This window comes from Burkholderia sp. PAMC 26561 (assembly GCF_001557535.2).
Classification (GTDB): domain Bacteria; phylum Pseudomonadota; class Gammaproteobacteria; order Burkholderiales; family Burkholderiaceae; genus Caballeronia.
Genome location: NZ_CP014306.1, coordinates 1193474 through 1218895, shown reverse-complemented (window position 1 = coordinate 1218895; position 25422 = coordinate 1193474). Strand labels below are relative to the sequence as shown.

Here is a 25422-nt window from a genome sequence, read left to right as displayed (position 1 = left end):
AAGGCTTTGTCAATCAAGAGGCACCATGTCACTCGAACCTTTCATCAATTCGGAGCCGTTCACGTTCGGCGTCGAACTCGAGATCCAGGTTGTCAACACGCACGATTACGACCTGACCAAGGCCGCGTCCGACCTGATGCGTCTCGTCAAGGACGAAAAGATTCCTGGCAGCATCACGCCGGAGATCACGGAAAGCATGATCGAGTTGTCCACGGGCATCTGTACGACGCATGAACAGGCCGTAACCGACCTCCACAAGATCCGCGACACGCTCGTGGCCGCTGCTGACCACCTGAACGTCGGGCTGTGTGGCGGTGGCACGCACGCCTTCCAGCAGTGGAGCGACCGCCAGATCTTCGATACCCCGCGCTTTCAGTACCTTTCCGAGCTCTACGGTTATCTGGCGAAGCAGTTCACCGTGTTCGGCCAGCACGTGCACATTGGCTGCCCGGACCCGGACAGCGCGCTGTTCCTGCTGCACTCCATGTCGCGCTACATTCCGCATTTCATTGCGTTGTCGGCTTCGTCGCCGTATGTGCAGGGCGTCGATACCGGCTTTCATTCCGCACGCCTGAACTCCGTGTTTGCGTTTCCGCTGTCGGGCCGCGCGCCGTTCACGCTGACCTGGGACAGCTTCGAGGAATATTTCTCGAAGATGGTCAGCACCGGCGTGGTCAACAGCATGAAGGATTTCTACTGGGATATCCGGCCGAAGCCGGGTTTCGGAACCATCGAAGTGCGTGTGATGGATACGCCTTTGTCGGTGGATCGCGCGGCGGCGATTGCGTGCTATATCCAGACGCTCGCGCGATATCTGCTGCTCGACAAGCCGTTGACGTTGAAAGAAGACGATTACCTCGTCTACACGTTCAACCGGTTCGAGGCGTGCCGCTTTGGCCTGGAAGGCAGTTGCATCGATCCGCAGTCGGGCGAACGGCGCACGATCGCGGAAGACATCCTTGCCACGCTCGATCTCATTGCGCCTCACGCCGATGCCCTTGGTTCAAACGAAGCGCTGCGCCAGGTCGGCGATATCGCGCGCAGCAACATGAACGACGCGACCTGGCTACGCGGTGTTTTCGACCGCGAACGTTCGCTGCACGAAGCTGTTCGTCAGCAATGCCTGCAGTGGCGGGAATGAAGGAGATCCGCAAGGAAGCATCAAAACTCCTGTACGAACCCGCTGACCGGCGGGTTTTTTTTCGTCGATATGATTTGCGGCAAATAATCACATTCAGACAATCTTCAAGCCGATAACCCGTCTCTAAGGTTTACCGTCACGAAGTCGTATACATACGTAATAGTAGTTAACAAGCAACGCCCTTTTCTGTGGACAACCGTCAAAAACGTCGTTTACTCAACAGTTTGGAGTGCGCATAACCATAAGGCGAAAGCTTGCGCGGGCGCGGGGAACACGGGATAACACACGAGACGTTTTTCACGGACGCGGGGTTATCAAGAATCGGCGCACATCGGATAATGCGGTTATCCACTGCCTTATCCACACGCTTTCGTGAATAAGTAAGGTGTACGTTTGTTCCGCCTCGCTTAGAATGTCGTTTGCCGAGGCTGGCTTACCGGGGGGTTGTAGTAAGCCGGTGAAAATAAAGAGAGCGCGCGACTTGGCAAATTAGGCGGCGCAAAGAAACACAAAGCATGATCCGGACGACGAACGAGTAGCATCGCGTGGTTCGTCCGAATTTTGAGACGGTTGTAGATAAGTTAGGATTCGCCGGTTGGACTAGCCGGCGATCGAGCCAGCAGCGGCTTGGGCAAAACGAGCGGGGTCTGACGTTTTGCCGGTGTTCAAAGCTGCTGCCGAACATCAGATAAGCATCAAGAAAGACGAAGCGAACGACTATGAGCGAAGGCGTATACGGAGAGCAGGCTACAGGGCGGGTGACCCACGGCTTGCTGCGGTTGAGCACGGCAATGCGCAGCCAGGCATGGGAATGGGCCGAGGGTGCGGGACTCACGCCGACCCAGGGTGAGATCCTGGTGCTGCTGATGCAGCGGCGCGGGCCGATGCGGCTTGGCGAGATCGCGCGGGAAACCGCGCTGACCGCCGCCACCACCAGCGACGCTGTCAGCACGCTGGAAAGCAAGGGCCTAGTCGAAAAGCGCCGTGCGCTCGATGACGGCCGTGCGCTTGCCGTGCGCCTGACCGCGCGCGGACGGACTGCTGCAAAGAAGGCGCTGGTGTGGCCGGAGTTCCTGACGAAGGCTGTCGGCACGCTGAAAGCCGATGAACAGACGCAGTTGTACCGGAGCTTGCTCAAGACCATTCGACAACTCGAAGTTGTGCAGCAGATTCCGCCGCACCGCATGTGTCTGAGCTGCACGCATCTTGAAGCGAGCAAGAACCCCAAGAAGACGCCGCATCACTGCAACTTGCTGAACATCGACATGGGCGACACCGACCTGCGTCTCGATTGTTCGGTGTATGAAGAAGGCGATCTTGCCAAGCAGAAGAAGAACTGGAAGATTTTCGCGCAGGTTGCGTAATCATCCCGGACCGGACGTCCTTTCTCGGGCGTCCTGCTTGATCAGACCAGTTCGATAAGACGGCTCTCGTTCGCGAGCCGTCTTTTGTCGTTTGTCTCCCGCCTAATCCTCGGCATCGGGCGCGAAGCAATCGAGTCTCGGTTAGACTATTTCGACGCGCTGATCGAAGTGCTCAACGCCCGACCCTGTTTTTTCTGTACGTGCGCCGCACTGGCCACGGCCCTTCTGATCTCCGCTTGCCGGCTTATCCTGGATGACTGCCGATGAAACGTGAAGTCCTGGCGATACGCCACGTCTATTTCGAAGATCTCGGCAGTCTGGAACTGGTGCTGGGCGATCGCGGGCAGCTCGTGCGATATCTCGATGTCGGCCGCGCCCGTATCGAGGCGCCTGATCCGCTCGATACATCGTTGATGGTCGTGCTGGGCGGTCCCATCGGCGCATACGACGACAGGCTTTTCCCCCATCTGAACCCATTGCTGGCGATGCTGAAGAAGCGCATTGAGGCGGGGTTGCCCACAATCGGCATTTGTCTGGGTGCGCAGTTGATTGCTCGCGCACTGGGCGCGAAGGTCTACCCGGCGGCGCAAAAAGAGCTGGGCTGGAAGCCGCTCACATTGACCGATGCCGGCCGTGCATCCGCGTTGCGTCATTTCGAGGTAAACAGCGAGTCCACGCCGGTTCTTCACTGGCACGGCGACACGTTCGATCTGCCGGAAGGTGCGACGTTGCTGGCATCGACGGATGTCTGCGTGAACCAGGCATTCAGTTGGGGCGATCACGTCCTTGGTTTGCAATGTCATCCGGAGGTGCTTGTGGACCGGTTCGAAAGCTGGCTTGTCGCGTACCCGGGCGAGGTGGCGGAAAGCGGCACTGACGTAATCACCCTTCGCGCCGATACAGTGCGCCACGGTCCCGCGCTTGAAAGTGCGGCACGCAAGATGTTTGGTGAATGGCTCGACAGATTCGAGTCCGCCAGATAAAGCAGGGAGCTCACGAATGAATCCAGTTATCGATGCCGTGCTTGCAGGCAAGGTTGCGCCGCTGGGTGCGCATGGCAAGCGCAGTGCAATCCACAAGATAGCGTTAGCGGTGCGAACCCACGTAGGCGAGACCGGCCTTGAAGGTGATCACCAGTACGAGCGCAAGCATCATGGGGGTCCGGAAAAAGCGCTGCATCACTACAGCCGCGATCATTACGCCGCGTGGCGTGAAGAATGGCCGGAGACATCGGCGGGCTTGATGCGCTTTGATACGCCGGGTGCATTCGGCGAAAACATATCTACCAGCGGTTTGAATGAAGCAGATGTATGCGTGGGCGATGTGTATCGGTTTGGTACGGTGATTGTGCAGGTATCGCAGCCGCGCCAGCCGTGCTGGAAGTTGAACCTGCATTTTTCCCGCGATGACATGTCGAGACGCGTGCAGGACACGCGCCGAACGGGCTGGTACTACCGGGTACTTGAACCGGGCGAAGTATCGGCAGGTGACGTGGTGGAGCGACTGGCCCGACCGCACGCCGACTGGAGTATTGAGCGATTACTGCGTGTGTTCTATGTAGACCGTGATGACAGGGAGGCATTGGAAGAGATGTCGACCCTTGAGGCGTTGACGCCGTCGTGGCGGAGTACGGCGGCGAAGCGTTTGGAGAGTGGCAAAACAGAATCCTGGTCGATGCGCCTGAACACCCCCGCAGGCGCAAAGTAAAGAAGGTTTCCGAGTTGACTGCCACAGGCACTGGTGGCGAAGCGTGTGGGTATCGGTGTTCGGAGGGGGAGGGTTTCAACTGTTGGTGGTTATGGCGTCGAGCGTTCTTCTGAAGTACCAAACAGTTGTCAGTGCACGCTCGGGACACTTAAGAATTAGCGGTTGAGAGGCGTTTTCTTTGCTTCGTTTCTTTTTCGCCGTTGGAAAAAGAAATGAAGTGCCGCCACGCACAGTGGCTAATAGTGCTAAAGAAGTCAGCTAGAACGGAACGCGCGAAGGCCAAAAAAGCAGCAACCCAGCATCAACCCCGACCACAACAAAAACCCCCGAGCGCCAGCGACCCCCTTTGTGCATGGAAAAAACCGAAGTGCTATCCTAAAACGCCTCCAATCCTCACCTTCGGAACCCCTCCATGAGTGCCTTGTTTTCACCATTCACTTTGCGGAGCGTGACGCTTCCGAACCGCATCGTTGTATCACCGATGTGCCAGTACTCTGCCGACCGTGGTGAGGCAACGGCATGGCACATGATCCACTTGGGCAGCCTGGCGTTATCGGGCGCGGGCATGCTGTGCCTTGAAGCGACAGCGGTCGAGCCTGACGGACGCATCACCCCAGGCGACCTGGGCCTCTGGGACGACGTGACCGAAGCGGCGCTCAAACCGGTCATCGATGCAATCCGCAAGCATTCGCACATTGCGATCACGATGCAGCTCGGTCACGCCGGCCGCAAGGCATCGAGCGCGGCGCCGTGGGACGGCGGCCAGTTGATCCCGGTGTCGGAAGGTGGATGGCTGCCATCGGCGCCATCGGCGGTTCCACACAATGAAGGCGAAACGCCGCCGCTCGCACTCGATACCGCCGGCCTCATCCGCATTCGTGACGCATTCGTGGCAACGGCGAAGCGCGCAGCGCGCCTGGGCCTGGACGGGCTCGAAGTGCACGCCGCGCACGGTTACCTGCTGCATCAGTTCCTGTCGCCGCTTTCGAATCATCGAACGGATGAATACGGCGGTTCGCTCGAAAACCGCATGCGTTTTCCGCTCGAGGTCTTCGACGCCGTGCGCGCCGCATTCCCCGCCGACAAACCCGTGGGCCTGCGTGTATCGGCATCGGACTGGGTGGAAGGCGGCTGGGATCTGGAGCAGACCATTGCGTTCGTGAAGGAACTGCAGAAGCACAACGTCGACTGGATCGATGTATCGTCGGGCGGCGTCTCGCCGTTGCAGAAGATCCCGCTGTCGCCGGGTTATCAATTGCCGTTCGCCAAGGCCATCAAGGAAGCGACGGGCGTGACCACCATGGGCGTCGGTCTGATCACCGATCCGCAACACGCTGAAGAGATTATCGAGTCGGGTCAGGCGGATCTGGTCGCGCTCGCCCGCGGGCTGCTCTACAATCCGCGCTGGCCGTGGCACGCAGCCGCTCAAATGGGTGCGACCGTCGAAGCGCCACCGCAATACTGGCGCTCGCAACCACGTGACCAGAAGGCGTTGTTCGGCGATATTTCATTCGGCCAACGATAAGAAATAATGAGCGGTTGAACTCGTGCGCGCCTAGCGTGTACGATGCCGATGTTCACCTGCATGCGTTCAACCATGCAAGTAAAGCAACGCGGCGCCTTGCATTCAGGCCGCCGCGTTTTTTTAATCCACAAACCGGTTCGTCACCGTTCGCGTGAAGCCGGGGCGGGGCAAAGTTGAAGCGTCTGCTAAGCCAAACCGATTCGTTTTAAAGGATCCAGTCGATGAGTTCACGGAGGGTCGTTGTCCGCCGTTCGGGCATACACGGCAAGGGCGTATTCGCCGCTGCGCCACTCGCCAAGGGCGAGCTGATTATCGAGTACAAGGGCGAACGCATTTCGTGGAAAGAGGCGTTGCGCCGTCATCCGCACAACCCGGACGAGCCGAACCATACGTTCTATTTCGCGCTCGAAAACGGCAAGGTGATCGACGGCAAGGTCGATGGCAACAGCGCGCGTTACATCAACCACTCGTGCGCACCGAATTGCGAAGCCGAAGAAAAGGAAGGGCGCGTGTTCATCCACGCGCTGCGTGCGATCAAGGAAGATGAAGAGCTGTACTACGACTACGGTCTCGTCATCGACGGTCGCATCACGAAGAAGCTGAAGAAGGAATACGAGTGCCGCTGCGGCGCGAAGAAATGCCGCGGCACAATGCTGGCGCTCAAGAAGTAGGAATTTTGCGTTGCCAGGAGAAACGCCACGTCAGATTTTTTGCCGTGGCGTTTTTTTATGCAGACTTCAAAGGCATCCGCACGATGAAACGCGCGCCACCTTCCGGCGCTGGCGCGTTTTCGTAATGCACGCTGCCGTCGTGCAGGACCATGATGTCGTGGACGATCGCGAGGCCGAGTCCGGCGCCGCCTTCCACGCCGTGTCCATCGCCACGAAAGAAGCGCTTGAAAAGGTCCGGCTGCTGTTCGAGCGGCACGCCGGGACCGTTGTCTTCCACCACGATTTCGCCGACCTTCCGGCCATTTTCGTCGATAGTCTGCGTAACCGTGACGGTCACGCGCGCGCCTTCCGCGCGGTGCGTGGGCACGTATTTCAACGCGTTATCAATCAGGTTGGCAATCACCTCGCGCACCAGCACGAGATTGCCGCGCACTGTCAGCGGATGTTCGTTTTCGGGATCGTCGAGACGCTGGAAGCCCAGGTCGACATGCGCGTTCAATGCACGTGGAACCCATTCGGCGCCAGTTTCGAATGCGAGCGCGGCGTAGTCGAAATCGGTGAAACGCGCGGCCTGCTCGCCCGGCTCGGCGCGCGCCAATGAAAGCAATTGATTCGATAATCGTACCGCCCGATCCGCCGATGCCCGCAGTTCCTTCACCGCTTCCAGCACCTTGGCCGGGTCCTTTGCGCTCGCGGCCTGCTCGGCGTGCAGCTTCACGGCAGTCAACGGCGTGCGGAGCTGATGGGCGGCATCGGCGATAAATTTGCGTTGTGCGTCGAGCGCCGTCTTCAGGCGGTCGAGCAGGCCGTTCATGGCGCTCGTCAGCGGACGAATCTCGATGGGCACGAACGATTCATCGACCGGTTCCAGCGATGTATGCGTCTGCCGGTTGAGGGTATCGGCGAGATCGGTCAGCGGGTTGAGCTGCTGGTTCACCACGCGCCAGACGATCACCCAGCCGGCCAGCAGTAACAGTAGCAGCGGCATCATGATCGCGACCATGAACTCGACCGCTATCCGGTATCGGGACCCGACGCGTTGTGCGACTTCAACCACGATCGGATTGCCGTGCGCCTGATCCACGCGCACCTGCGCCGCACGCACGCTCGTGCCCTGGTAGGTCGTCTCGAAGACGTATGCGTAGTGAATGCGGCGCACGTTCGTGCCGGTCAGCGGCAGATCGGTTTCGCCGGCGATCTCGTTTTCACCGTCGCTGATCCGGTAGATCAACTGTTCGACAGGATCTGAGAACATGGCGCGGGCGAGCGGCGGCACCGTCAACGGGGCATCGACGCCGGCAAGCTGGATCTGTTTGGAGATTGCCGTGGCGAGGTCCGCAAGCGAACGATCGACCACGTGCTGTGTGTATTGCCACGCGAGCCAGTAAGCCATCAGGCCGCTCATCAGCGCGAGCAGGGACAGCGGCGCGGCAAGGCGACGCAGCAGCGAGCGCCGCAGGCTTGGCGGCTGGCTCGAGGACGTTGTTTTCGACTGCGCCAGGTGCAGCCAGTCGGCGCGGTCGAAACGTTCGTCGGCGGTGCGCCGTGGAGGGAATCGCAAGGTGCTGGGTGTGGTCTCGTCGGGCTGATTGGCCACGGACGAACCGCTTATGCGGCCGGCCGGATTTCCTGCAGCAAGTAGCCAAAGCCCCGCACCGTCACGATTTCCACGCGGCAGTTTTCGAGTTTCTTGCGAACCCGGTGCACGTAGACTTCAATGGCGGTGTCGCCCAGGTCACCACCGAAATGCGTGAGGTGATCCTGCAACTGGGCCTTGCTGACCACGCGGCCGTGACGCAGCAACAGCATTTCCAGCACGGCGAATTCGCGCGGCGACAGTTCGAGCGGTTTTTCGTCGTTGAAGATGCGCCGATCCACGCCCGACAAACGCAAACCACCCAGCGATACTTCCGGACGCGGCACATCGCCGTGCGGGCCGCTACGGCGCATTACGGCGCGAATCCGCGCTTCGAGTTCGGCGGGTTCGAACGGCTTGAGCATGTAGTCGTCAGCGCCGCTGTTCAGGCCCTGGACACGGTCATGCAACTCGTCGCGCGCCGTCAGGATGATCACTGGCGTGTGACGGTTGCCCTGGCGAAAACGCGACAACAGCGTCATGCCGTCGATACCCGGCAAGCCGAGATCGAGTATCACCAGTTCATGACGGTTTTGCGTGAGCGCCTGCTCCGCAAAAATGCCGTCGTGAACCATATCGACGGTGAAACCGGCTTGTTCGAGGCTGCTTTGAATGCCGCGTGCGATAGGGCGGTCATCTTCAATCAGAAGGATTCGCATGGAGGTCGCTCTTATACGATATGGGTTAGGCTCGATTGCACGCTGCGGCTGCCGGCCGGAATTCGCGCATGCTGCGTGACGCGGTGCCAACGGGCAGTCCAGCAATCCTTTTCTTCTTACGCCAAATGCTGCATTGCACATTGCCTTGCAGCGGTTTTATTGCGGCTCGACACTCGCCAGATTCCCATTTGCGTCGAATAAGCCGCTTCGGTTCTTGACGCGCTTATCTGCTTTTCCAAAGCGCCCGTCGGACCTTTTCCAAAAGCGAAATGCGCTGCCAGAACCGTATGCGTGATGATTGTACAGGGTCGCTCTGTGCTGCCGACGAAGTGAAGCTTTCGAAGTCATGGCGTCACTCCAAAAGCTTACGTATTGATTATGCTCCAACTTTCCGAATGAAAGCCTGCGTTGGCAAAGTCTTGCAACCCGCTTCGTTTTTGCTTTCGAATGGGCGAGCGGCGCGCTTTTTACAGCCTAATATTGCGGATTTTGAATGTCATCGTTTGTAATACGCAGGTGACGGTTTTATCGCAATAAGATTGCTTCGGGCACCGTCTTTATGCATCGGCCGCAGTTTTCGCGATTGAACCGATGAACCTTGCCAGCTTCGCATCGCGCGAAGTCAGGCCTTTTGCCTCGTGTGTAGATAGCGTGATTTCGACCTTGTTATAGACGTTCGACCATTCCGGATGGTGGTCCATCTCCTGCGCCTTGATTGCAACACGGGTCATGAAACCGAATGCTTCGTTGAAGTCGGCGAATTTGAAGCTGCGGTGAATGGACGTTGCCGAGTCGTCGGTTTTCCAGCCAGGCAGCTCATTCAGAAGCGCGGTCAATTCATTGGCTGTGAGTTTTTCGATCATTTCGATGATTCTCCATAATCCGGGTCATGCGTTATCTTGCACCCGGCGCGGTAAGCTTGCGTCCTTTCGGATCCAACGCAGGTTTTTTCCATGATCGACCTCGATCACTTCGATCTCGCGCTGCTCGACGTCCTGCAGCGCTTCGGCCGCGCCACGCACCAGCAACTGGGCGAGGAAGTGCCGCTGTCGCCGTCGCAGATCGGCAGGCGACTGCAGCGGCTGGAAGCAACTGGCGTGATCGATGGATACCGCGTCGTGCTGCGTCCGGAAAAGCTCGGGCTCGGCGTGACCGCATTCACCAGCCTCAAGCTGAAGCATCACGGGGATACGGTTATCGACCAGTTCCAGCAGCAGATCGAGACCTTGCCCGAGGTGCTCGAATGTCACGCGACCGTGGGTGACGCCGACTACCTGCTGCGCATCGTCGCGCCCGATCTGAACGCACTGTCCACCTTCGTGATGAAGAAGCTGATGCGCGTGCCGGGCGTGGACAGCGTGCGCTCGAACATCGTGCTGACCACGTTCAAGCGCAACGGACCGTTGCCGCTCGGCCATCTCGCGGCCAAAGATCCGGAATGAACCCGATCAAGCCGGTTCGCTAAGCAAATCGACGTACGCAACCGGCACCAGATCCGCACTCGATACCCCCAGCTTCGCGAACAGTTCTTCAGCTTCCTTCTCGCCGCTTTCTTCGTCGTCGTCCTGACCGAGCAGCACTTCCAGTTCGATGAAATCGCCGAGCCCGTCGACGCGATCCAGATGAATCCGCGTGCGCCCGACGTTATAGACGTGCCGCTCCTTGTTCACGATACCGCGCGTATTAAGCGCCTGCGCGAGCAGCGCGTGCATGGCTTCGGGGTTGGTCACCGGACTGCGCGAGTAATACGAGACCTTCGGGCCATCGCGGTCGTCGCGCTGATAGAAGATCAGTTCGGCGGGCGTGTTGTCATCGAATTGACGCAATTTGAGGCGGCCGTTCGGCACATCGTAGAAAAAATCCTGCTGGCGATAGATCATCGGCGGTTCTGTCGCGAGCGCAGCCGCGCGCGCCAGAAGCTGGTCGAACTGATGCGCGCGGGCCTTGATTTCAATGTTTCGTGCCATGTTTGCGTATTCCTGTTCACGTGGGCGCGAGAAGCGCGAGCCTCAGACTAACAAAGTTTGGCGGCCGCGCTATTGAACTTCGCAGTCACGTCGCCCACTGGTCTTCAATCAGACGTAACGCCGCGGCAATGCTCGGCTCCTCGCGGCGCTCTGCCAACACGATGAACGACAACTGCGTCGGCACCGTGACGCCCTCCACGATAGTCAGCGCATGCGCGTGCGCCTCGGCAAGCGCAATCGAATCCCGGACCAAGGTCAGTCCCACGCCCGACTTGACGAGATCGAGCATTGACGGCTCCTGGTCCACCTCGGCGACTTTCACGGGCTGGACGCCTTGGGCATTGAACAGGCGTGTCAGCAAACGGTTGTGCGCCGATTCCGCCGGCGTCCAGATCCATGGCAGACGAGCGAGCGCGGCCCAATCCGGCGCGCCGGTTTTTGGATGCGTCGTGCGGTTCACGCGGTCTTTCCAGCCGGCCGGCGCGAGCACGCGATACAAATAGGGCTTGAGCTGAACGACATGAAAACGCGTGGCGTCGCGGGGTTCATCGACCGCCGGATCGCCGATGTAAAACCCCACGTCCAGATCGCGCGCCTTCAGCCGTTCGAGCACCCAGCCGGACATGCCGTGCCTGAGCGCCGTCTCGACCCGCGGGTAGGTCTCCACCAACGCGCGCAAAAACCCGCCCAGCCGCAGGAATTCGGGATCGAGGATCGTACCGATGGTCAGCCGCCCGCTGATCTCGTGCCGCAGTCCGGCGGCGACGCGCTGGACCTCGCTCGCGGCGTAAAGCGCGCGTTCGGCGTGCGGCAGCAGCGCTTCGCCGTCGCGCGTGATGATCAAGCCGTGCGACGTCCGCACGAACAGCGTCACGCCCAGCGCTTCCTGCAGATTCTTGATCTGCAGGCTGACGGCGGGTTGCGATACATGCAGTTGTACGGCTGCTCGCGTGAGATTCCCCTCACGGGCGACGGTCACAAAGGCGCGAAGAAGAGTCAGGTCCATATCCTGATATTAGCGCGGCTTATAAAGCTATTGAAGATATCTGATTGGATTGCTGCACTGCGAGCGCAGTAGGGTGTGGAGAATTAACGCTTAAAAATACTTCGAATCAGATCGGCGGCCCACGGGCGAGCCGCGCAGGAGACGCAGATGAAACAGGACGCACGCAAGCTCGAAGGCGAATTCGACTACATCATTGTGGGCGCGGGGACGGCAGGGTGCGTGCTCGCCAACCGTCTGACCGAAGACGCGGACGTGAGCGTCCTTCTGCTCGAAGCCGGCGGCCGGGACAACTATCACTGGATTCACGTGCCGGTCGGCTATTTATATTGCATCGGCAATCCGCGTACGGACTGGCTTTATAAGACGCAGGCGGAAGCCGGACTCGATGGCCGTTCGCTCTCCTATCCGCGCGGCCGCGTGCTGGGCGGATGCTCATCGATTAACGGCATGATCTACATGCGTGGCCAGCGCGAAGATTACGACGACTGGGCGGCCATTACCGGCGACCGCGACTGGTCCTGGGATTCGGTGCTGCCCGTCTTCAAGCGCAGCGAAGACCATCACGGTGGCGCCAACCAGTGGCACGGAACGGGCGGGGAATGGCGCGTTGAAAAGCAGCGGCTCAAGTGGAAGGTGCTGGAAACCTTTGCGCAAGCGGCGCAGCAAACGGGCCTTCCCGCCACCGATGACTTCAACCGCGGCGACAACACGGGCGTAGGCTACTTCGATGTCAACCAGCGCAGCGGGATTCGCTGGAATGCATCGAAGGCATTCTTGCGACCCGCTATGAAGCGCTCCAATCTCACCATCATCACGGGCGCGCATACCCAGCGCCTCGTGATGGAGGGCAAGCGCTGCGTCGGCGTGGAATATCGCGGCGGCGACACGGACTATCTTGCGAAGGCGCGTTGCGAAGTGATTGTCAGCGCGGGCGCGGTGAACTCGCCGCAATTGCTGGAGCTGTCGGGCATTGGCAATGGCGCGCGGCTGCAGAAACTGGGTATCGATGTGATCCAGGATCTGCGCGGCGTCGGCGAGAATCTGCAGGATCATCTGCAGCTTAGGATGGCTTATAAAGTTAGCGGCGTACGTACCCTGAATACCCTTTCAGCGAAATGGTGGGGCAAGGCGTGGATCGGGTTGCAATACGCGGTCATGCGCAGCGGGCCAATGTCCATGGCGCCGTCCCAGCTCGGTGCGTTCGCCAAATCCAATCCCGACGATGCAACCATCACCCGGCCCGACGTGGAGTATCACGTGCAGCCTTTGTCGCTGGACCGGTTTGGCGAGCCATTGCATGCGTTCAACGCGTTCACGGCTTCGGTGTGTCCGCTGCGCCCTACGTCGCGGGGAAGCGTTCACATTGCTTCGCCGGATGCGAAGGTCGCGCCGTTGATCGCGCCCAATTATTTATCGACGGATCGTGATCGCGAGGTTGCAGTCAACGCCTTGAAGCTGACGCGGCGCATCGCGGCCGCGCCCGCGCTCGCCAGGTACTCGCCCGAAGAGATCCTCCCCGGCGCGGCGTTCCAGACCGATGCCGAGCTGGCCGTGGCCGCGGGAAAGATCGGCACGACGATTTTCCATCCGGTCGGGACGTGCCGCATGGGAACCGATAACGATCCGGCCGCCGTCGTCGACAGCCGCCTGCGTGTCATTGGCGTCGAAGGCCTGCGCGTAGTCGATGCTTCCGTCATGCCGACCATTACATCGGGCAATACCAACTCGCCAACGCTGATGATCGCTGAAAGGGCCAGCGAGATGATTCGCGCGGACCGCAGGTTCCTGGGCTCGCAGGTTCGCACGCTGGTATCGGGTGCCTGAATATGACCCGGATATGTTCAGTAACGCGCATTGTTTGAACGATTAAGCGGCCCGGCTGAAAAACAAAGCGCCTGACTAAGTGCAAATCCCGATGATTGCGCTGCATCATTGGCGCGACAATACATCAGACGTCCCTGATGTGCCGCAGGTCTGCACGAGCGTTGTGCGGCACGCAAAAAACGCAGCAAGCACGAGTTAGCACAACGCCAGCACCGCAACACAAGTCCCGGGCACAAGCACCGTACGAACGAAAGCGAGCACCGATGGCATGCGCCAAAAGCGCGCCCTGTTGAGGCTGAAAACAAAGGCCGGGCTTTAAGGCTCAAACCAAGCATGGAAGGGGACATGATTCTCGGCGACACGATTCTGGAAACCCGCGGCCTGACAAAAGAATTCAAAGGCTTCACCGCCGTGAACGATGTGAACCTGCGTGTGCGCCGGGGTTCGATTCATGCATTGATCGGTCCCAACGGCGCCGGCAAGACCACTTGCTTCAACCTGCTTACCAAGTTTCTCGAACCGACTGCGGGACAGATTGTTTTCAACGGAGCCGATATCACGCGCGAACGTCCGGCGCAGATTGCGCGTCGCGGCGTGATCCGGTCATTTCAGATTTCTGCTGTATTCCCGCATCTGACGGTCATGCAGAACGTGCGTATTGGCTTGCAGCGATCGCTCGGCACATCGTTCAAGTTCTGGAAAAGCGAGCGCGTGCTCAACGAACTCAACGACCGTGCCATGGATCTGCTCACGCAAGTCGGCCTGACCGATTTCGCCGATACCACCACGGTCGAACTTTCATACGGCCGCAAGCGCGCGCTCGAAATCGCCACCACATTGTCGATGGAACCCGAACTCATGCTGCTCGATGAACCCACGCAAGGCATGGGACATGAAGACGTGGACCGCGTGACGGCGCTGATCAAGAAAGTGTCGGTGGGACGCACCATTCTCATGGTCGAGCACAACATGAACGTGATCGCCGGGATCTCGGACACCATCACCGTCCTGCAACGCGGGGAAGTACTGGCCGAGGGCAGCTACGCGGAGGTATCGAAGAACGCGCTCGTGATGGAAGCCTATATGGGCAGCGCCGACGCGGCCCTTGCCGGAGCGCACGCATGAGCACGATCGTGGAAGAACGCCGCGCACAACAATCGCGCGATGCATCGGCGGGTGAGCCTGCGCTCGAACTTGTCGGCGCGCAAGCGTGGTACGGCGAGTCGCATATCCTGCACGGCGTGGATCTGAAGGTGAGCCGCGGCGAAGTGGTCACGCTGCTCGGGCGCAACGGCGCGGGCCGCACGACCACGATGCGCGCGATCATGGGCCTGACCGGACGGCGCACGGGCTCGATCCGTATCGGCGGACACGAGACGGTCGGCATGGCGACACACAAGATCGCGCATTACGGCGTGGGTTATTGCCCGGAAGAACGCGGCATCTTCTCGAGCTTGTCGTGCGAGGAAAACCTGATGCTTCCGCCGGTAGTCGGGAATCCGAAGGAAGCGATGTCCATCGATGAAATCTATTCGATGTTTCCCAATCTCAAGGAGCGTCGCCATAGCCAGGGGACGCGGCTTTCCGGCGGCGAACAGCAGATGCTGGCCGTTGCGCGCATCTTGCGCACGGGCGCAAACCTGCTGCTGCTCGACGAGATCTCGGAAGGGCTCGCCCCTGTGATCGTGCAGACGCTTGCACGGATGATCCTGATGCTCAAGGCGCGGGGTTACACCATCGTCATGGTCGAACAGAATTTTCGCTTCGCGGCGCCGCTCGCCGATCGCTTCTACGTCATGGAGCACGGGAAGATTGTCGAGCATTTCAATGCCGGGGAACTCGAAACGAAAATGCCGGTGCTGCACGAACTGCTCGGGGTATGACCCGGTTCGGCACGCGGCCAGCAGCAAGAACAACAACTCAACGGAGACTGTAATGAAGAAGAAGACCCTCGCGCGCCTCTCGGGTATCTGCATGGCCGTTGCCGCGGCCACGGCATCGCTGATGGCGGGCAACGTTCAGGCGGCGCCTGGCGATACGGTGAAGATCGGCTACATCACGGACCTTTCGGGTCTTTATGCGGACATCGACGGGCAAGGCGGACTCGAATCGATCCGCATGGCAATCGCCGATTTCGGCGGCAAGGTGAATGGCAAGCCCATCGAACTCGTCTACGCGGATCACCAGAACAAGGCTGACATTGCGGCGTCGCGCGCACGTGAATGGATCGATCGCGATGGTGTGAACGTGATCATCGGCGGAACGAATTCGGCGACGGCCTTGTCGACGAACCAGGTCGCCGGCGAGAAGAAGATTCCGTACATCAACATTGGTGCGGGCGCGGATAACCTCACCAACGAACAATGCACGCCGTACACGGTTCATTACGCATACGACACCATGGCTCTCGCGAAGGGCACGGGTTCGGCCGTGACGAAGCAGGGTGGCAAGACGTGGTACTTCCTCACGGCGGATTACGCGTTCGGCAAGGCGCTGGAAAAGAACACCTCGGACGTGGTGAAAGCGAACGGCGGCCAAGTGCTGGGCGCGGTGCGTCATCCGCTGTCGGCATCGGATTTTTCGTCGTTCTTGTTGCAGGCGCAAGCGTCGAAGGCGCAGGTGCTCGGTCTTGCCAACGCCGGTGGCGACACCATCAACTCGATCAAGGCCGCGAAGGAATTTGGCATCACCAAGCAGATGAAGATTGCCGCGCTGCTGATCTTCCTGACCGATATCCACAGCCTGGGCCTCGAAACCACGCAAGGGCTGGTGGCGACGGATAGCTGGTACTGGAACAAGGACGCAACGACGCGCGCCTGGGCGCAACGCTACTTCGCGAAGATGAAGAAGATGCCGACGAGTCTTCATGCTGCGGATTACTCGGCCGTCACGACCTACCTGAAGGCAGTGCAGGCGGCCGGTACGACCGACAGCGACAAGGTCATGGACCAGTTGCACAAGGCGAAGATCAACGACTTCTACACCCAGAACGGCTACATCCGTGCCGACGGCAGCATGATTCACGACATGTACCTGATGGAAGTGAAGAAGCCGTCTGAGTCGAAGGAACCGTGGGATTACTACAAGATCACCGCGACCATTCCGGGTGACCAGGCGTTCGCGACCAAAGCTGAATCGCGCTGCGCTTTGTGGAAATAAGCGGCCGGCAGTGACCGCTTTGCGGATTTGCATCGAAAGCGAATCCGCATGATCGATCGACGCAAGTTGTCTTACGGGACCGGATGCGTCGAAACACCTTTGACGGCAGATTCAATGGAAATTTTCGGCATTCCGCTCGCAGCGATGATGAGCCAGTTGCTGCTCGGACTGGTGAACGGTTCTTTCTACGCCATCCTGAGCCTTGGCCTCGCGGTAATCTTCGGCCTGCTCAACGTGATCAACTTTGCGCACGGCGCGTTGTTCATGCTGGGCGCAATGCTCACGTGGATGGGCTTCTCCTATTTCAACGTGCCCTACTGGGCGATGCTCGTGCTCGCGCCCCTGATTGTCGGCGTATTCGGCATTGTGATTGAACGCACGATGCTGCGCTGGCTTTACAAGCTCGACCATCTTTATGGCCTGCTGCTTACGTTTGGCCTGACGCTCGTGATTGAAGGCGTATTTCGTTCGGTGTACGGATCATCAGGGCAGCCCTACGACGTACCTTCGATGCTCGCCGGCGCGACGAATCTCGGCTTCATGTATTTGCCGAACTATCGCGCGTGGGTCGTGGTTGCATCGCTCGTAGTGTGTTTTGCGACCTGGTTCGTCATTGAGAAAACGCGGCTTGGCGCGTATCTTCGTGCAGGCACCGAGAATCCGAAGATGGTCGAGGCATTCGGCATCAACGTGCCTTTGATGGTCACACTCACCTACGGTTTCGGCGTCGCGCTCGCGGCCTTTGCCGGCGTGCTTGCCGCGCCCGTGATCCAGGTCTCGCCGCTGATGGGCCAGTCGATGATCATCACCGTGTTCGCGGTGGTGGTGATCGGCGGCATGGGTTCCATCATGGGCTCGATACTCACCGGCCTCGGCCTCGGCGTGATTGAAGGCCTGACCCGCGTGTTTTATCCGGAAGCGTCCGCGACAGTCGTCTTCGTCATCATGGCGCTGGTGCTGCTCGTGCGCCCGGCGGGACTTTTCGGCAAGGAAAAATGATGTTGAGAAAAGTACTCTACGGCGTATTGCTGGCCGGCCTGATCGCGGCGCCGTTCCTGGGGATCTATCCTGTCTTCATGATGAAGGTGTTGTGCTTCGCGTTATTTGCGGCGGCGTTCAATTTGTTGATCGGTTATACGGGGTTGCTGTCGTTTGGCCATGCAATGTTCCTCGCAAGCGCGGGTTATACGGCGGGTTACGCCATCCAGACGCTGGGCTTTACGCCGGAACTCGGCGTGATCGCGGGGACGGCGGTCGCCACGTTGCTTGGGCTGATCGTCGGCTTGTTTGCGATCCGCCGCCAGGGCATCTACTTCGCGATGGTCACGCTCGCCCTTGCGCAGATGGTTTACTTCGTGTTCCTGCAGGCGCCGTTTACGCACGGCGAGGACGGCTTGCAAGGCGTGCCGCGCGGCAAGCTCTTCGGCGCGATCAGTCTCAGTTCCGACCTGACGCTCTACTATGTGGTGCTGCTGGTGATGGTGCTGGCGTTCGGGTTTATCGTGCGGATCGTGCATTCGCCGTTTGGCCAGGTGCTGATTGCGATCAAGGAGAATGAACCGCGCGCAATCTCGCTTGGGTACGATACATCGCGCTTCAAACTGGTGGCGTTCGTGTTGTCGGCGGGGCTTGCCGGATTGGCCGGCGCACTGCAAACGCTGGTACTTGGGTTCGAAACCCTGGGCGATGCCTACTGGACCATGTCGGGTCTCGTTGTACTGATGACGCTCGTCGGCGGCATGAGCACGATGTTCGGACCTTTGCTTGGCGCGTTCATTATCGTGGCGCTGGAAAATCGTCTTGGCGATATCGGCACCGGTTTGACGCGGCTTACCGGCATCGACTGGTTCAATTCACTTGGCGAGTCAGTGACGATCGTAACGGGGCTTATCTTTATAGCGTGTGTGCTGCTTTTCAGGCGCGGAATCGTCGGCGAGATAATCGCCAAGGTTCGTCCGCTGCGCGGTTAAAGCGTGGACATTGCTTGGGGATCCGAACTAACCCTTAGTTCTATCGCGCTGTTTCTGCCATTAATCCGGGCGCAGATGGACATACGCCCAGTTAAGGTGCTTTTATGCACCACTAGGGTAAATGCTAGGTTGTCGGTATTCGTTGCGCAATCTAATATCCGTTTCAGTTCTGTTGCACCCGAATTTTGAGGTGGAGAACGAGGAGACAACGAGGCATCAAGTGCCCGACCGAAAGCGCTGTTGGATGATTTCCAACAGCGCTTTTTATTTGTGCTTCGCGTTTATGCCACTTGAATCCGACTTCAGGCCCATTCGCGGCATTCGCTATTATTTATAAATTTCATTCGGGTTTTCCCGCGCATTTTCTATTGCGTTGGAGAGCATACGTTTGCAGGCCCCGAAACCTTCAAATCCCTTGCCCCATACGGCCTCAGTCCGCTACACTCGCATTCACCGACCGCGTGGTCGGGATATAAAAACCGTAAAATCGCGGGCAGTGAACAAACACATTACGGGGTATATCGATGAAGTTGGTTTTACGCTGGATCACAACGGCATTATTCGCCGCGAGCGCATCCGCAGCTATTAGCACGCAGGCTTTCGCAGACGTAAAAATCGGGGTCACGCTGTCCGCAACTGGTCCGGCTGCATCGCTGGGCATTCCGGAAAAGAACACCATCGCATTACTGCCGAAAGAGATCGCCGGGCAGAAGATGCAGTACATCGTCCTGGACGATGCGACGGATTCCACGCAAGCCGTCAAGAACGCACGCAAGCTGACAAGCGAAGATCACGTCGATGCATTGATCGGTTCTACCGTAGTTCCCAATTCGCTGGCCATGATCGACGTTGCGTCGGAGACCAGCACGCCCATGATTTCCATGGCGGCTGCCGCGACTATCGTGGAACCCATGGATGCAAAGCGCGCATGGGTATTCAAGACGCCGCAGAACGATATCCTGATGGCGACTGCCATTGCCACGCATATGTCTAATCATGGCGTGAAGTCGGTGGCGTTCATCGGTTTCAGCGACGCGTATGGCGAAAGCTGGTTCAAGGAGTTCACGAAGGCCGCCGATCTCGCGAAGATCAAGGTGGTTGCGAACGAACGCTTTGCTCGTAACGATGCATCGGTGACAGGGCAGGTCCTGAAGGCGATGTCGCAGAACCCGGATGCGGTGTTGATCGCGGGCGCGGGTACGCCGGCCGCATTGCCGCAAAAGACGCTGAAGGAGCGCGGCTACAAGGGCAAGATTTATCAGACGCACGGCGTGGCGAACAATGACTTCCTGCGCGTGTGCGGCAAGGATTGCGAAGGTACGTTCCTGCCGGCGGGGCCGTTGCTGGTCGCAGCGCAATTGCCTGATTCGAACCCCGTGAAGAAGTCCGCGCTGACGTACAAGCAGGCTTATGAAGGCGCTTACGGTGCGGGTTCGGTATCGACTTTTGGCGGACATGCATGGGACGCCGGCTTGTTGTTGCAGCGGGCAATTCCTATCGCGTTGAAAGCGGGGCAGCCCGGGTCGCAAGCCTTCCGCGAAGCGTTGCGCGCAGCAATCGAGAGCACGAAGGATCTGGCCGGATCGCACGGTATCTTCAACATGAGCGCAGCCGATCACTCGGGACTCGATCAACGCGCACGCGTGATGGTCGAGATCGTCGGTGGTCAGTGGAAGCTCGTCAAAGACTGACGGCAGCCGACACGACCATAAGAACCGATCAAAGGCGCGTTGCTTCGAACGCGCCTTTTTTTGTGGATTGAGCGGCGATAAGTAAACGATCGCTCAACGAATACTTATAACAACTCGCCTGAGCGCACGCGGCGTGCGCGAGGGCATAGCGTCTGGAGACGATGCAATGAAAATGATCAAAGGGCAGCTCACGAGCGCGGCGCTCGGTGTTGCGTTGGTGTTAGCTGCGAGCGCGGCGGTCGCGCAGGTGAAGATCGGCGTGACGTTATCGGCCACGGGTCCGGCGGCATCGCTTGGGATTCCCGAGAAAAATACCGTTGCGTTGTGGCCGAAGGAGATCGGCGGCAAGACGGTGGAGTACATCGTGCTCGATGACGGATCGGACACCAGCCGCGCCGTGCAGAACACGCGCAAGCTGATCGATGAAGATCATGTCGATGCCATCGTCGGTTCCACGGTCACGCCGAACTCGCTCGCCATGCTCGATCCCGCGAGCCAGAGCAAGACGCCGATGATCTCCATGGCGGCATCGGCGGCGATCATCTCGCCGATGGACGCAAAGCGCACGTGGGCATTCAAGACGCCGCAAAACGACAGCCTCATGGCCGATGCCATCGCCGACTACATGGAAAAGCACGGCGTGAAGACGGTCGGTTTTATCGGCTTCGCGGATGCGTATGGCGAAGGCTGGTATAGCGTGTTCAACACCGCGGCCGCCGCGCATAAATTGAAAATCGTCGCGAACGAGCGCTTCGCCCGTGCTGATACATCGGTCACCGGCCAGGTGCTCAAGACGCTCAGCGCGAATCCCGATGCGATCCTGATTGCGGGCGCGGGAACGCCGGCGGCATTGCCTGCGAAGGCGCTGAAGGAGCGCGGCTACAAGGGCAAGGTTTATCAGACGCATGGCGTAGCGAACAACGATTTCCTGCGCGTGTGCGGCAAGGATTGCGACGGCGAATTGCTGCCCGCCGGCCCCATCCTCGTGGCGGATCAATTGCCTGACAGCAACCCGGTCAAGAAGTCCGCGCTGGCGTACAAGGCGGCTTACGAGAAAGCCTATGGCGTGGGTTCGGTATCGACGTTCGGCGGTCATTCATGGGACGCTGGCCAGATGCTGCAACGGGCCATTGGCGAAGCGCTCAAGACCGCCCAGCCTGGCACAGAGGCGTTCCGCGCGGCCTTGCGCAACGCGCTCGAGAACCTCAAGGACTTGCCGCTCGCACACGGCGTGATGAACACCACGCCCGCCGATCACAACGGCCTCGACAATCGTGCACGCGTGATGGTGCAGATCGTCGATGGCAAGTGGAAAGTGCAGAACGACTGACGTCATCGTGAGCTTGCACACCGGCAATTTGGTGCGTTAGCGTTCCGGAGTTTTTATGCTTCTATGGGCCGGCCGGCGGCCCGATTTAAGAATGTTCTCAAAGAGGAAGTATGGACTTATCGATTGCGGCGATCCTCGCGCAAGACGGCATCACCACCGGCGCGATCTACGCATTGCTCGCGCTCGCGCTGGTCCTGGTGTTTTCGGTGACGCGTGTCATCTTCATCCCGCAGGGCGAGTTCGTGGCATACGGCGCGTTGACGCTCGCGGCGCTGCAAACGCAGAAGCTGCCGGCCACCTGCTGGCTGCTTATTGCGATGGGCGTGGGGTGCTTTGTCGTGGAGCTTGCAGGCATTGCGCGGCATCCCTCGCGGCACAGGCAGATCGCGCGCACGCTGGCGATTCTCGCGGGCAAGTACCTGCTATTTCCCATTGCTGTTTATGCGCTCACGCGAAGCGTCGCCGCTCAGCCGTTGCCGATGATCGCGCAAATCGCATTGACGTTGCTGATCGTGATTCCGATGGGACCGTTTGTGTATCGGCTGGCCTATGAGCCGATCGCGGAAGCCAGCACGTTGTTGCTGTTGATCGTGGCGGTCGCGGTGCATTTTGCGATGGTCGGCCTGGGTCTTGTCATGTTCGGCGCGGAAGGCTCTCGCACAACGGCTTTCTCCGATGCCACCTTCAACCTCGGCAGCGTTTCCATCTCCGGGCAGAGCATCTGGGTGGTGGGCACGGCGGTCGTGTTGATCGCCGCGCTGTATTTTTACTTCGATAAAACCATCTCCGGCAAAGCCTTGCGCGCAACCTCCGTGAACCGGCTTGGCGCCCGCCTGGTGGGCATCGGTACGACGCAGGCTGGAAGGCTTGCCTTCACGCTCGCGGCCGGCCTGGGGGCGCTCTGCGGCATCCTCGTGGCGCCGATCACGACCATCTATTACGACTCGGGGTTTCTTATCGGCTTGAAGGGATTCGTGGGCGCGATCGTGGGCGGACTGGTGAGTTATCCGCTCGCCGCGGCCGGGTCGCTGCTGGTCGGATTGCTGGAATCGTATTCGTCGTTCTGGGCAAGTGCTTATAAAGAGGTGATCGTGTTCACGCTGATCATTCCGGTGCTGTTGTGGCGGAGTCTCGCAAGCCCGCATTCGGATGAAGAAGAGGAGTGACACGATGAAATTCCTGATGCAGAAGAAAGTGTTCGTCGTGTTCCTTGTGCTTGTTTTTGCGTTGCCCGTCCTGCCGCAACCCATCCGCATGCCCGAGTACTGGATCACATTGTTGAACTACATCGGCTTGTATTCGATTGTCGCCATCGGGCTCGTGTTGCTGACCGGGATTGGCGGGATGACGAGCTTCGGGCAGGCGGCGTTTGTCGGCGTGGGCGCGTACTCGACGGCTTATCTCACCACGCAGTTCGGCGTTTCGCCTTGGCTTGCGTTGATTGTCGGCGTGGTGCTGACGGCGTTGATCGCGTTGCTGCTCGGCATGGTGACCATGCGGCTGTCCGGGCACTTCCTGCCGCTTGGAACCATCGCGTGGGGCTTGTCGCTGTTCTTCCTGTTCGGGAACCTGGAGTTCCTCGGCAAGTACGACGGCATCAACGGTATTCCAATACTTAACCTTTTCGGCTGGCATCTCGAATCGGGGCGGTCAATCTACTACCTGATCTGGGTCGTGGTGCTGCTGGCGGTCATATCGGTCCAGAACCTGCTCAACAGCCGTCCTGGACGCGCGATTCGCGCATTGCGCGGCGGTGGCACGATGGCCGAAGCCATGGGCGTGAACACCGCGTGGATGCGCGTGGTGATCTTCGTCTACGCAGCCATGCTCGCAGCCATTTCGGGCTTTCTGTACGCGCATTTGCAGCGTGCGGTGAACCCGACGCCGTTCGGCTTGAACCACGGTATCGAATTCCTTTTCATGGCGGTGGTGGGCGGTGTATCGCATGTCTGGGGTGCGGTTCTGGGCGCGACTATCCTCACCGTTCTGCAAGATTATTTGCAGACGCTGTTGCCCAAGCTGCTCGGATCGAATGGAAACTTCGAGATCATCGTTTTCGGTGTGTTGATGGTCTTGCTGCTTCAATACGCGCGCCAGGGTGTCTGGCCGTTTGTGGCTCGGCTGTTTCCCAGCGGCCCGCGTGCGCGCGTTCCCGATCATGCCGATGCGTTGCCGCAACGCGCGAGGCCGGTTGCGGGTGAACCGCTGCTAGTGGTCGATAAAGCACGCAAGCAGTTCGGCGGTCTCGTCGCGGTCAACGATGTCAGTTTTCAGGTGAAGGCGGGCGAAATCATCGGCCTGATCGGTCCGAACGGCGCAGGGAAATCGACGACGTTCAACCTTGTGACCGGTGTATTGCAGGCTACGAGCGGATCGATCACGTTCCAGGGCGAGCGCATCGATACGCTGAGCTCACGTGAAATCGTCAAACGGGGAATCGGACGGACGTTCCAACATGTGAGATTGCTATCGGGCATGACGGTGCTGGAGAACGTCGCTATCGGCGCGCATTTGCGCGGCAAGACGGGCGTCTGGCGCAGCGTTGTTCGGCTGAACGCGGCGGAAGAAGCGCGGCTGATGGCCGAAGCGGCGAAGCAAATCAAACGCGTTGGGCTGGAGAAGCATCTCTACGATGAAGCCGGCAGTCTTGCACTCGGACAGCAACGAATCCTCGAAATCGCCCGTGCACTGTGCTGCGATCCGAATTTGCTATTGCTCGACGAGCCGGCTGCAGGTTTGCGTTATCAGGAGAAGCAGCAACTCGCTGAACTGTTGCGACGCCTGAAGGGCGAGGGCATGAGCATACTTCTTGTCGAACACGATATGGATTTCGTCATGAATCTGACGGATCGGCTTGTAGTGATGGAGTTCGGTACAAGGATCGCGGAAGGTCTGCCGCAGGACGTGCAGAAAGATCCAGCGGTATTGGAAGCTTATTTGGGCGGGGTGGATTAATGGCTGATGCAATTCTTCAGGTTGACGGTTTATCCGTCCGTTACGGCAAGGTCGAAGCGTTGCATGATGGGAAGCTGACTGTGGGTGCCGGTCAAATTGTTTCGGTGATCGGACCCAACGGAGCAGGCAAGTCGACATTGCTCAACGCAATCATGGGTGCGTTGCCATCCACTGGATATGCGAATGGTACGATCCGATACCGCAACGAAGAGGTTTCCACGCTTCCTATCGAAAAGCGTGTTTCACGTGGAATGTGTCTGGTGCCGGAAAAGCGTGAGCTGTTTGCGAGCATGACTGTGGAAGACAACTTGGTGCTGGGGGCGTATCGGAAGAAACGGGCGGGCGAACGCAATTATCTGGATCAGCTCGAGCATGTGTTCGACCTGTTTCCACGGTTGAAGGAACGGCGCAGGCAGGCGGCAGGTACGTTGTCCGGCGGTGAACGACAAATGCTTGCGGTCGGGCGTGCGCTGATGGGCAAGCCCGACTTGCTCATGCTCGATGAACCCAGTCTCGGCTTGGCGCCATTGATCGTGAAGGAGATCTTCCACATCATCAGTGCGCTTCGTCAGACCGGCGTCGCGACATTGCTTATCGAGCAGAATGCGCGCGCTGCGCTTCAAATCTCCGACTATGGGTATGTGCTCGAAACCGGCGAGTTCGCCATGGAAGGTGCAGCGACCGCATTAGCTCATGATCCGAAAGTTATTGAAACCTATCTGGGTCTTGCCAAAAAGGTTGCGTAGCGATCCTGTCCCCTCCAAATAAAGATGGCGTGTTTCACGTGAAACACGCCATTTTTTTGCTTTCACGGCTT

The 25422-nt window shown here is 59.1% G+C and carries 23 protein-coding genes; 18 read left to right on the top strand and 5 right to left on the bottom strand.

Features of this window, described 5'->3' with window-relative positions; translation table 11 throughout:
• Nucleotides 1–25 precede the first annotated feature (25 nt).
• The 6 genes from AXG89_RS05775 to AXG89_RS05750 all read left to right on the top strand — a co-directional run bounded on the left by AXG89_RS05775 (nt 26) and on the right by AXG89_RS05750 (nt 6408).
• Complete coding sequence (locus AXG89_RS05775) at nt 26–1141, top strand: YbdK family carboxylate-amine ligase (RefSeq protein WP_062168480.1); 1116 nt, start codon at nt 26–28, stop codon at nt 1139–1141.
• A 719-nt stretch (nt 1142–1860) separates the two neighbouring features.
• Entirely contained in the window at nt 1861–2505 is a 645-nt protein-coding gene (locus AXG89_RS05770; protein WP_062168479.1) for a MarR family winged helix-turn-helix transcriptional regulator, read from the top strand.
• A gap of 263 nt (nt 2506–2768) precedes the next feature.
• A complete protein-coding gene (locus AXG89_RS05765) occupies nt 2769–3488 on the top strand; it encodes a glutamine amidotransferase (protein WP_062168478.1) in 720 nt (239 codons plus the stop codon).
• 16 nt (nt 3489–3504) lie between these two features.
• Nucleotides 3505–4212 carry an MOSC domain-containing protein gene (locus AXG89_RS05760; RefSeq protein WP_062168477.1) on the top strand — a complete coding sequence of 236 codons (708 nt, stop codon included), beginning with the start codon at nt 3505–3507 and terminating at the stop codon, nt 4210–4212.
• Between the two features lie 412 nt (nt 4213–4624).
• On the top strand, nt 4625–5737 hold the full coding sequence (locus AXG89_RS05755; protein WP_062168476.1) for an NADH:flavin oxidoreductase/NADH oxidase: 1113 nt from the start codon (nt 4625–4627) through the stop codon (nt 5735–5737).
• A 221-nt stretch (nt 5738–5958) separates the two neighbouring features.
• Entirely contained in the window at nt 5959–6408 is a 450-nt protein-coding gene (locus tag AXG89_RS05750) for an SET domain-containing protein (protein WP_062168475.1), read from the top strand.
• 55 nt (nt 6409–6463) lie between these two features.
• On the opposite strand, the gene AXG89_RS05745 is transcribed toward AXG89_RS05750, so the two are convergent.
• The 3 genes from AXG89_RS05745 to AXG89_RS05735 all read right to left on the bottom strand — a co-directional run bounded on the left by AXG89_RS05745 (nt 6464) and on the right by AXG89_RS05735 (nt 9566).
• Nucleotides 6464–7909: a sensor histidine kinase gene (locus AXG89_RS05745; protein ID WP_062170307.1), complete on the bottom strand. Its 1446-nt coding sequence runs from the start codon at nt 7907–7909 to the stop codon at nt 6464–6466.
• A gap of 107 nt (nt 7910–8016) precedes the next feature.
• A complete protein-coding gene (locus AXG89_RS05740; RefSeq protein WP_056356328.1) occupies nt 8017–8703 on the bottom strand; it encodes a response regulator transcription factor in 687 nt (228 codons plus the stop codon).
• A 557-nt stretch (nt 8704–9260) separates the two neighbouring features.
• Nucleotides 9261–9566 (bottom strand): 4a-hydroxytetrahydrobiopterin dehydratase, encoded by a 306-nt coding sequence (locus AXG89_RS05735; protein ID WP_062168474.1) that lies wholly within the window; start codon nt 9564–9566, stop codon nt 9261–9263.
• A 90-nt stretch (nt 9567–9656) separates the two neighbouring features.
• Between AXG89_RS05735 and AXG89_RS05730 the strand changes: the two genes are divergently transcribed.
• Complete coding sequence (locus tag AXG89_RS05730; protein ID WP_062168471.1) at nt 9657–10145, top strand: Lrp/AsnC family transcriptional regulator; 489 nt, start codon at nt 9657–9659, stop codon at nt 10143–10145.
• Nucleotides 10146–10151: 6 nt separating this feature from the next.
• On the opposite strand, the gene AXG89_RS05725 is transcribed toward AXG89_RS05730, so the two are convergent.
• Nucleotides 10152–10670 (bottom strand): class IV adenylate cyclase, encoded by a 519-nt coding sequence (locus AXG89_RS05725; RefSeq protein WP_062168469.1) that lies wholly within the window; start codon nt 10668–10670, stop codon nt 10152–10154.
• An 85-nt stretch (nt 10671–10755) separates the two neighbouring features.
• Nucleotides 10756–11676 (bottom strand): LysR family transcriptional regulator, encoded by a 921-nt coding sequence (locus AXG89_RS05720; protein WP_062168467.1) that lies wholly within the window; start codon nt 11674–11676, stop codon nt 10756–10758.
• Between the two features lie 147 nt (nt 11677–11823).
• Between AXG89_RS05720 and AXG89_RS05715 the strand changes: the two genes are divergently transcribed.
• The 11 genes from AXG89_RS05715 (at nt 11824) to AXG89_RS05665 (ending at nt 25351) form a co-directional block, all read left to right on the top strand.
• The gene (locus AXG89_RS05715) at nt 11824–13500 is read left to right on the top strand and encodes a GMC family oxidoreductase (protein ID WP_062168465.1); all 1677 of its coding nucleotides are present in this window, start codon (nt 11824–11826) and stop codon (nt 13498–13500) included.
• A 345-nt stretch (nt 13501–13845) separates the two neighbouring features.
• Nucleotides 13846–14625: an ABC transporter ATP-binding protein gene (locus AXG89_RS05710; RefSeq protein WP_056356314.1), complete on the top strand. Its 780-nt coding sequence runs from the start codon at nt 13846–13848 to the stop codon at nt 14623–14625.
• Nucleotides 14622–15383: an ABC transporter ATP-binding protein gene (locus AXG89_RS05705; protein ID WP_062168462.1), complete on the top strand. Its 762-nt coding sequence runs from the start codon at nt 14622–14624 to the stop codon at nt 15381–15383. Before AXG89_RS05710 ends, AXG89_RS05705 begins: the two co-directional genes overlap by 4 nt.
• A 52-nt stretch (nt 15384–15435) precedes the next feature.
• Entirely contained in the window at nt 15436–16659 is a 1224-nt protein-coding gene (locus AXG89_RS05700) for an ABC transporter substrate-binding protein (RefSeq protein ID WP_062168460.1), read from the top strand.
• A 114-nt stretch (nt 16660–16773) separates the two neighbouring features.
• Entirely contained in the window at nt 16774–17658 is an 885-nt protein-coding gene (locus AXG89_RS05695; RefSeq protein ID WP_062170305.1) for a branched-chain amino acid ABC transporter permease, read from the top strand.
• Nucleotides 17658–18629, top strand: coding sequence for a branched-chain amino acid ABC transporter permease (locus AXG89_RS05690; protein WP_062168458.1), 972 nt, complete (start codon nt 17658–17660; stop codon nt 18627–18629). The genes AXG89_RS05695 and AXG89_RS05690 overlap by 1 nt, the downstream gene beginning before the upstream one ends.
• Before the next feature lie 524 nt (nt 18630–19153).
• Nucleotides 19154–20320 (top strand): ABC transporter substrate-binding protein, encoded by a 1167-nt coding sequence (locus AXG89_RS05685; RefSeq protein ID WP_062168457.1) that lies wholly within the window; start codon nt 19154–19156, stop codon nt 20318–20320.
• 166 nt (nt 20321–20486) lie between these two features.
• Entirely contained in the window at nt 20487–21650 is a 1164-nt protein-coding gene (locus AXG89_RS05680) for an ABC transporter substrate-binding protein (RefSeq protein WP_062168455.1), read from the top strand.
• Nucleotides 21651–21760: 110 nt separating this feature from the next.
• On the top strand, nt 21761–22816 hold the full coding sequence (locus AXG89_RS05675) for a branched-chain amino acid ABC transporter permease (protein ID WP_062168453.1): 1056 nt from the start codon (nt 21761–21763) through the stop codon (nt 22814–22816).
• A 4-nt stretch (nt 22817–22820) separates the two neighbouring features.
• Nucleotides 22821–24605: a branched-chain amino acid ABC transporter ATP-binding protein/permease gene (locus tag AXG89_RS05670; RefSeq protein ID WP_062168451.1), complete on the top strand. Its 1785-nt coding sequence runs from the start codon at nt 22821–22823 to the stop codon at nt 24603–24605.
• A complete protein-coding gene (locus tag AXG89_RS05665; RefSeq protein ID WP_062168449.1) occupies nt 24605–25351 on the top strand; it encodes an ABC transporter ATP-binding protein in 747 nt (248 codons plus the stop codon). Before AXG89_RS05670 ends, AXG89_RS05665 begins: the two co-directional genes overlap by 1 nt.
• The last annotated feature ends 71 nt before the right edge of the window (nt 25352–25422 follow it).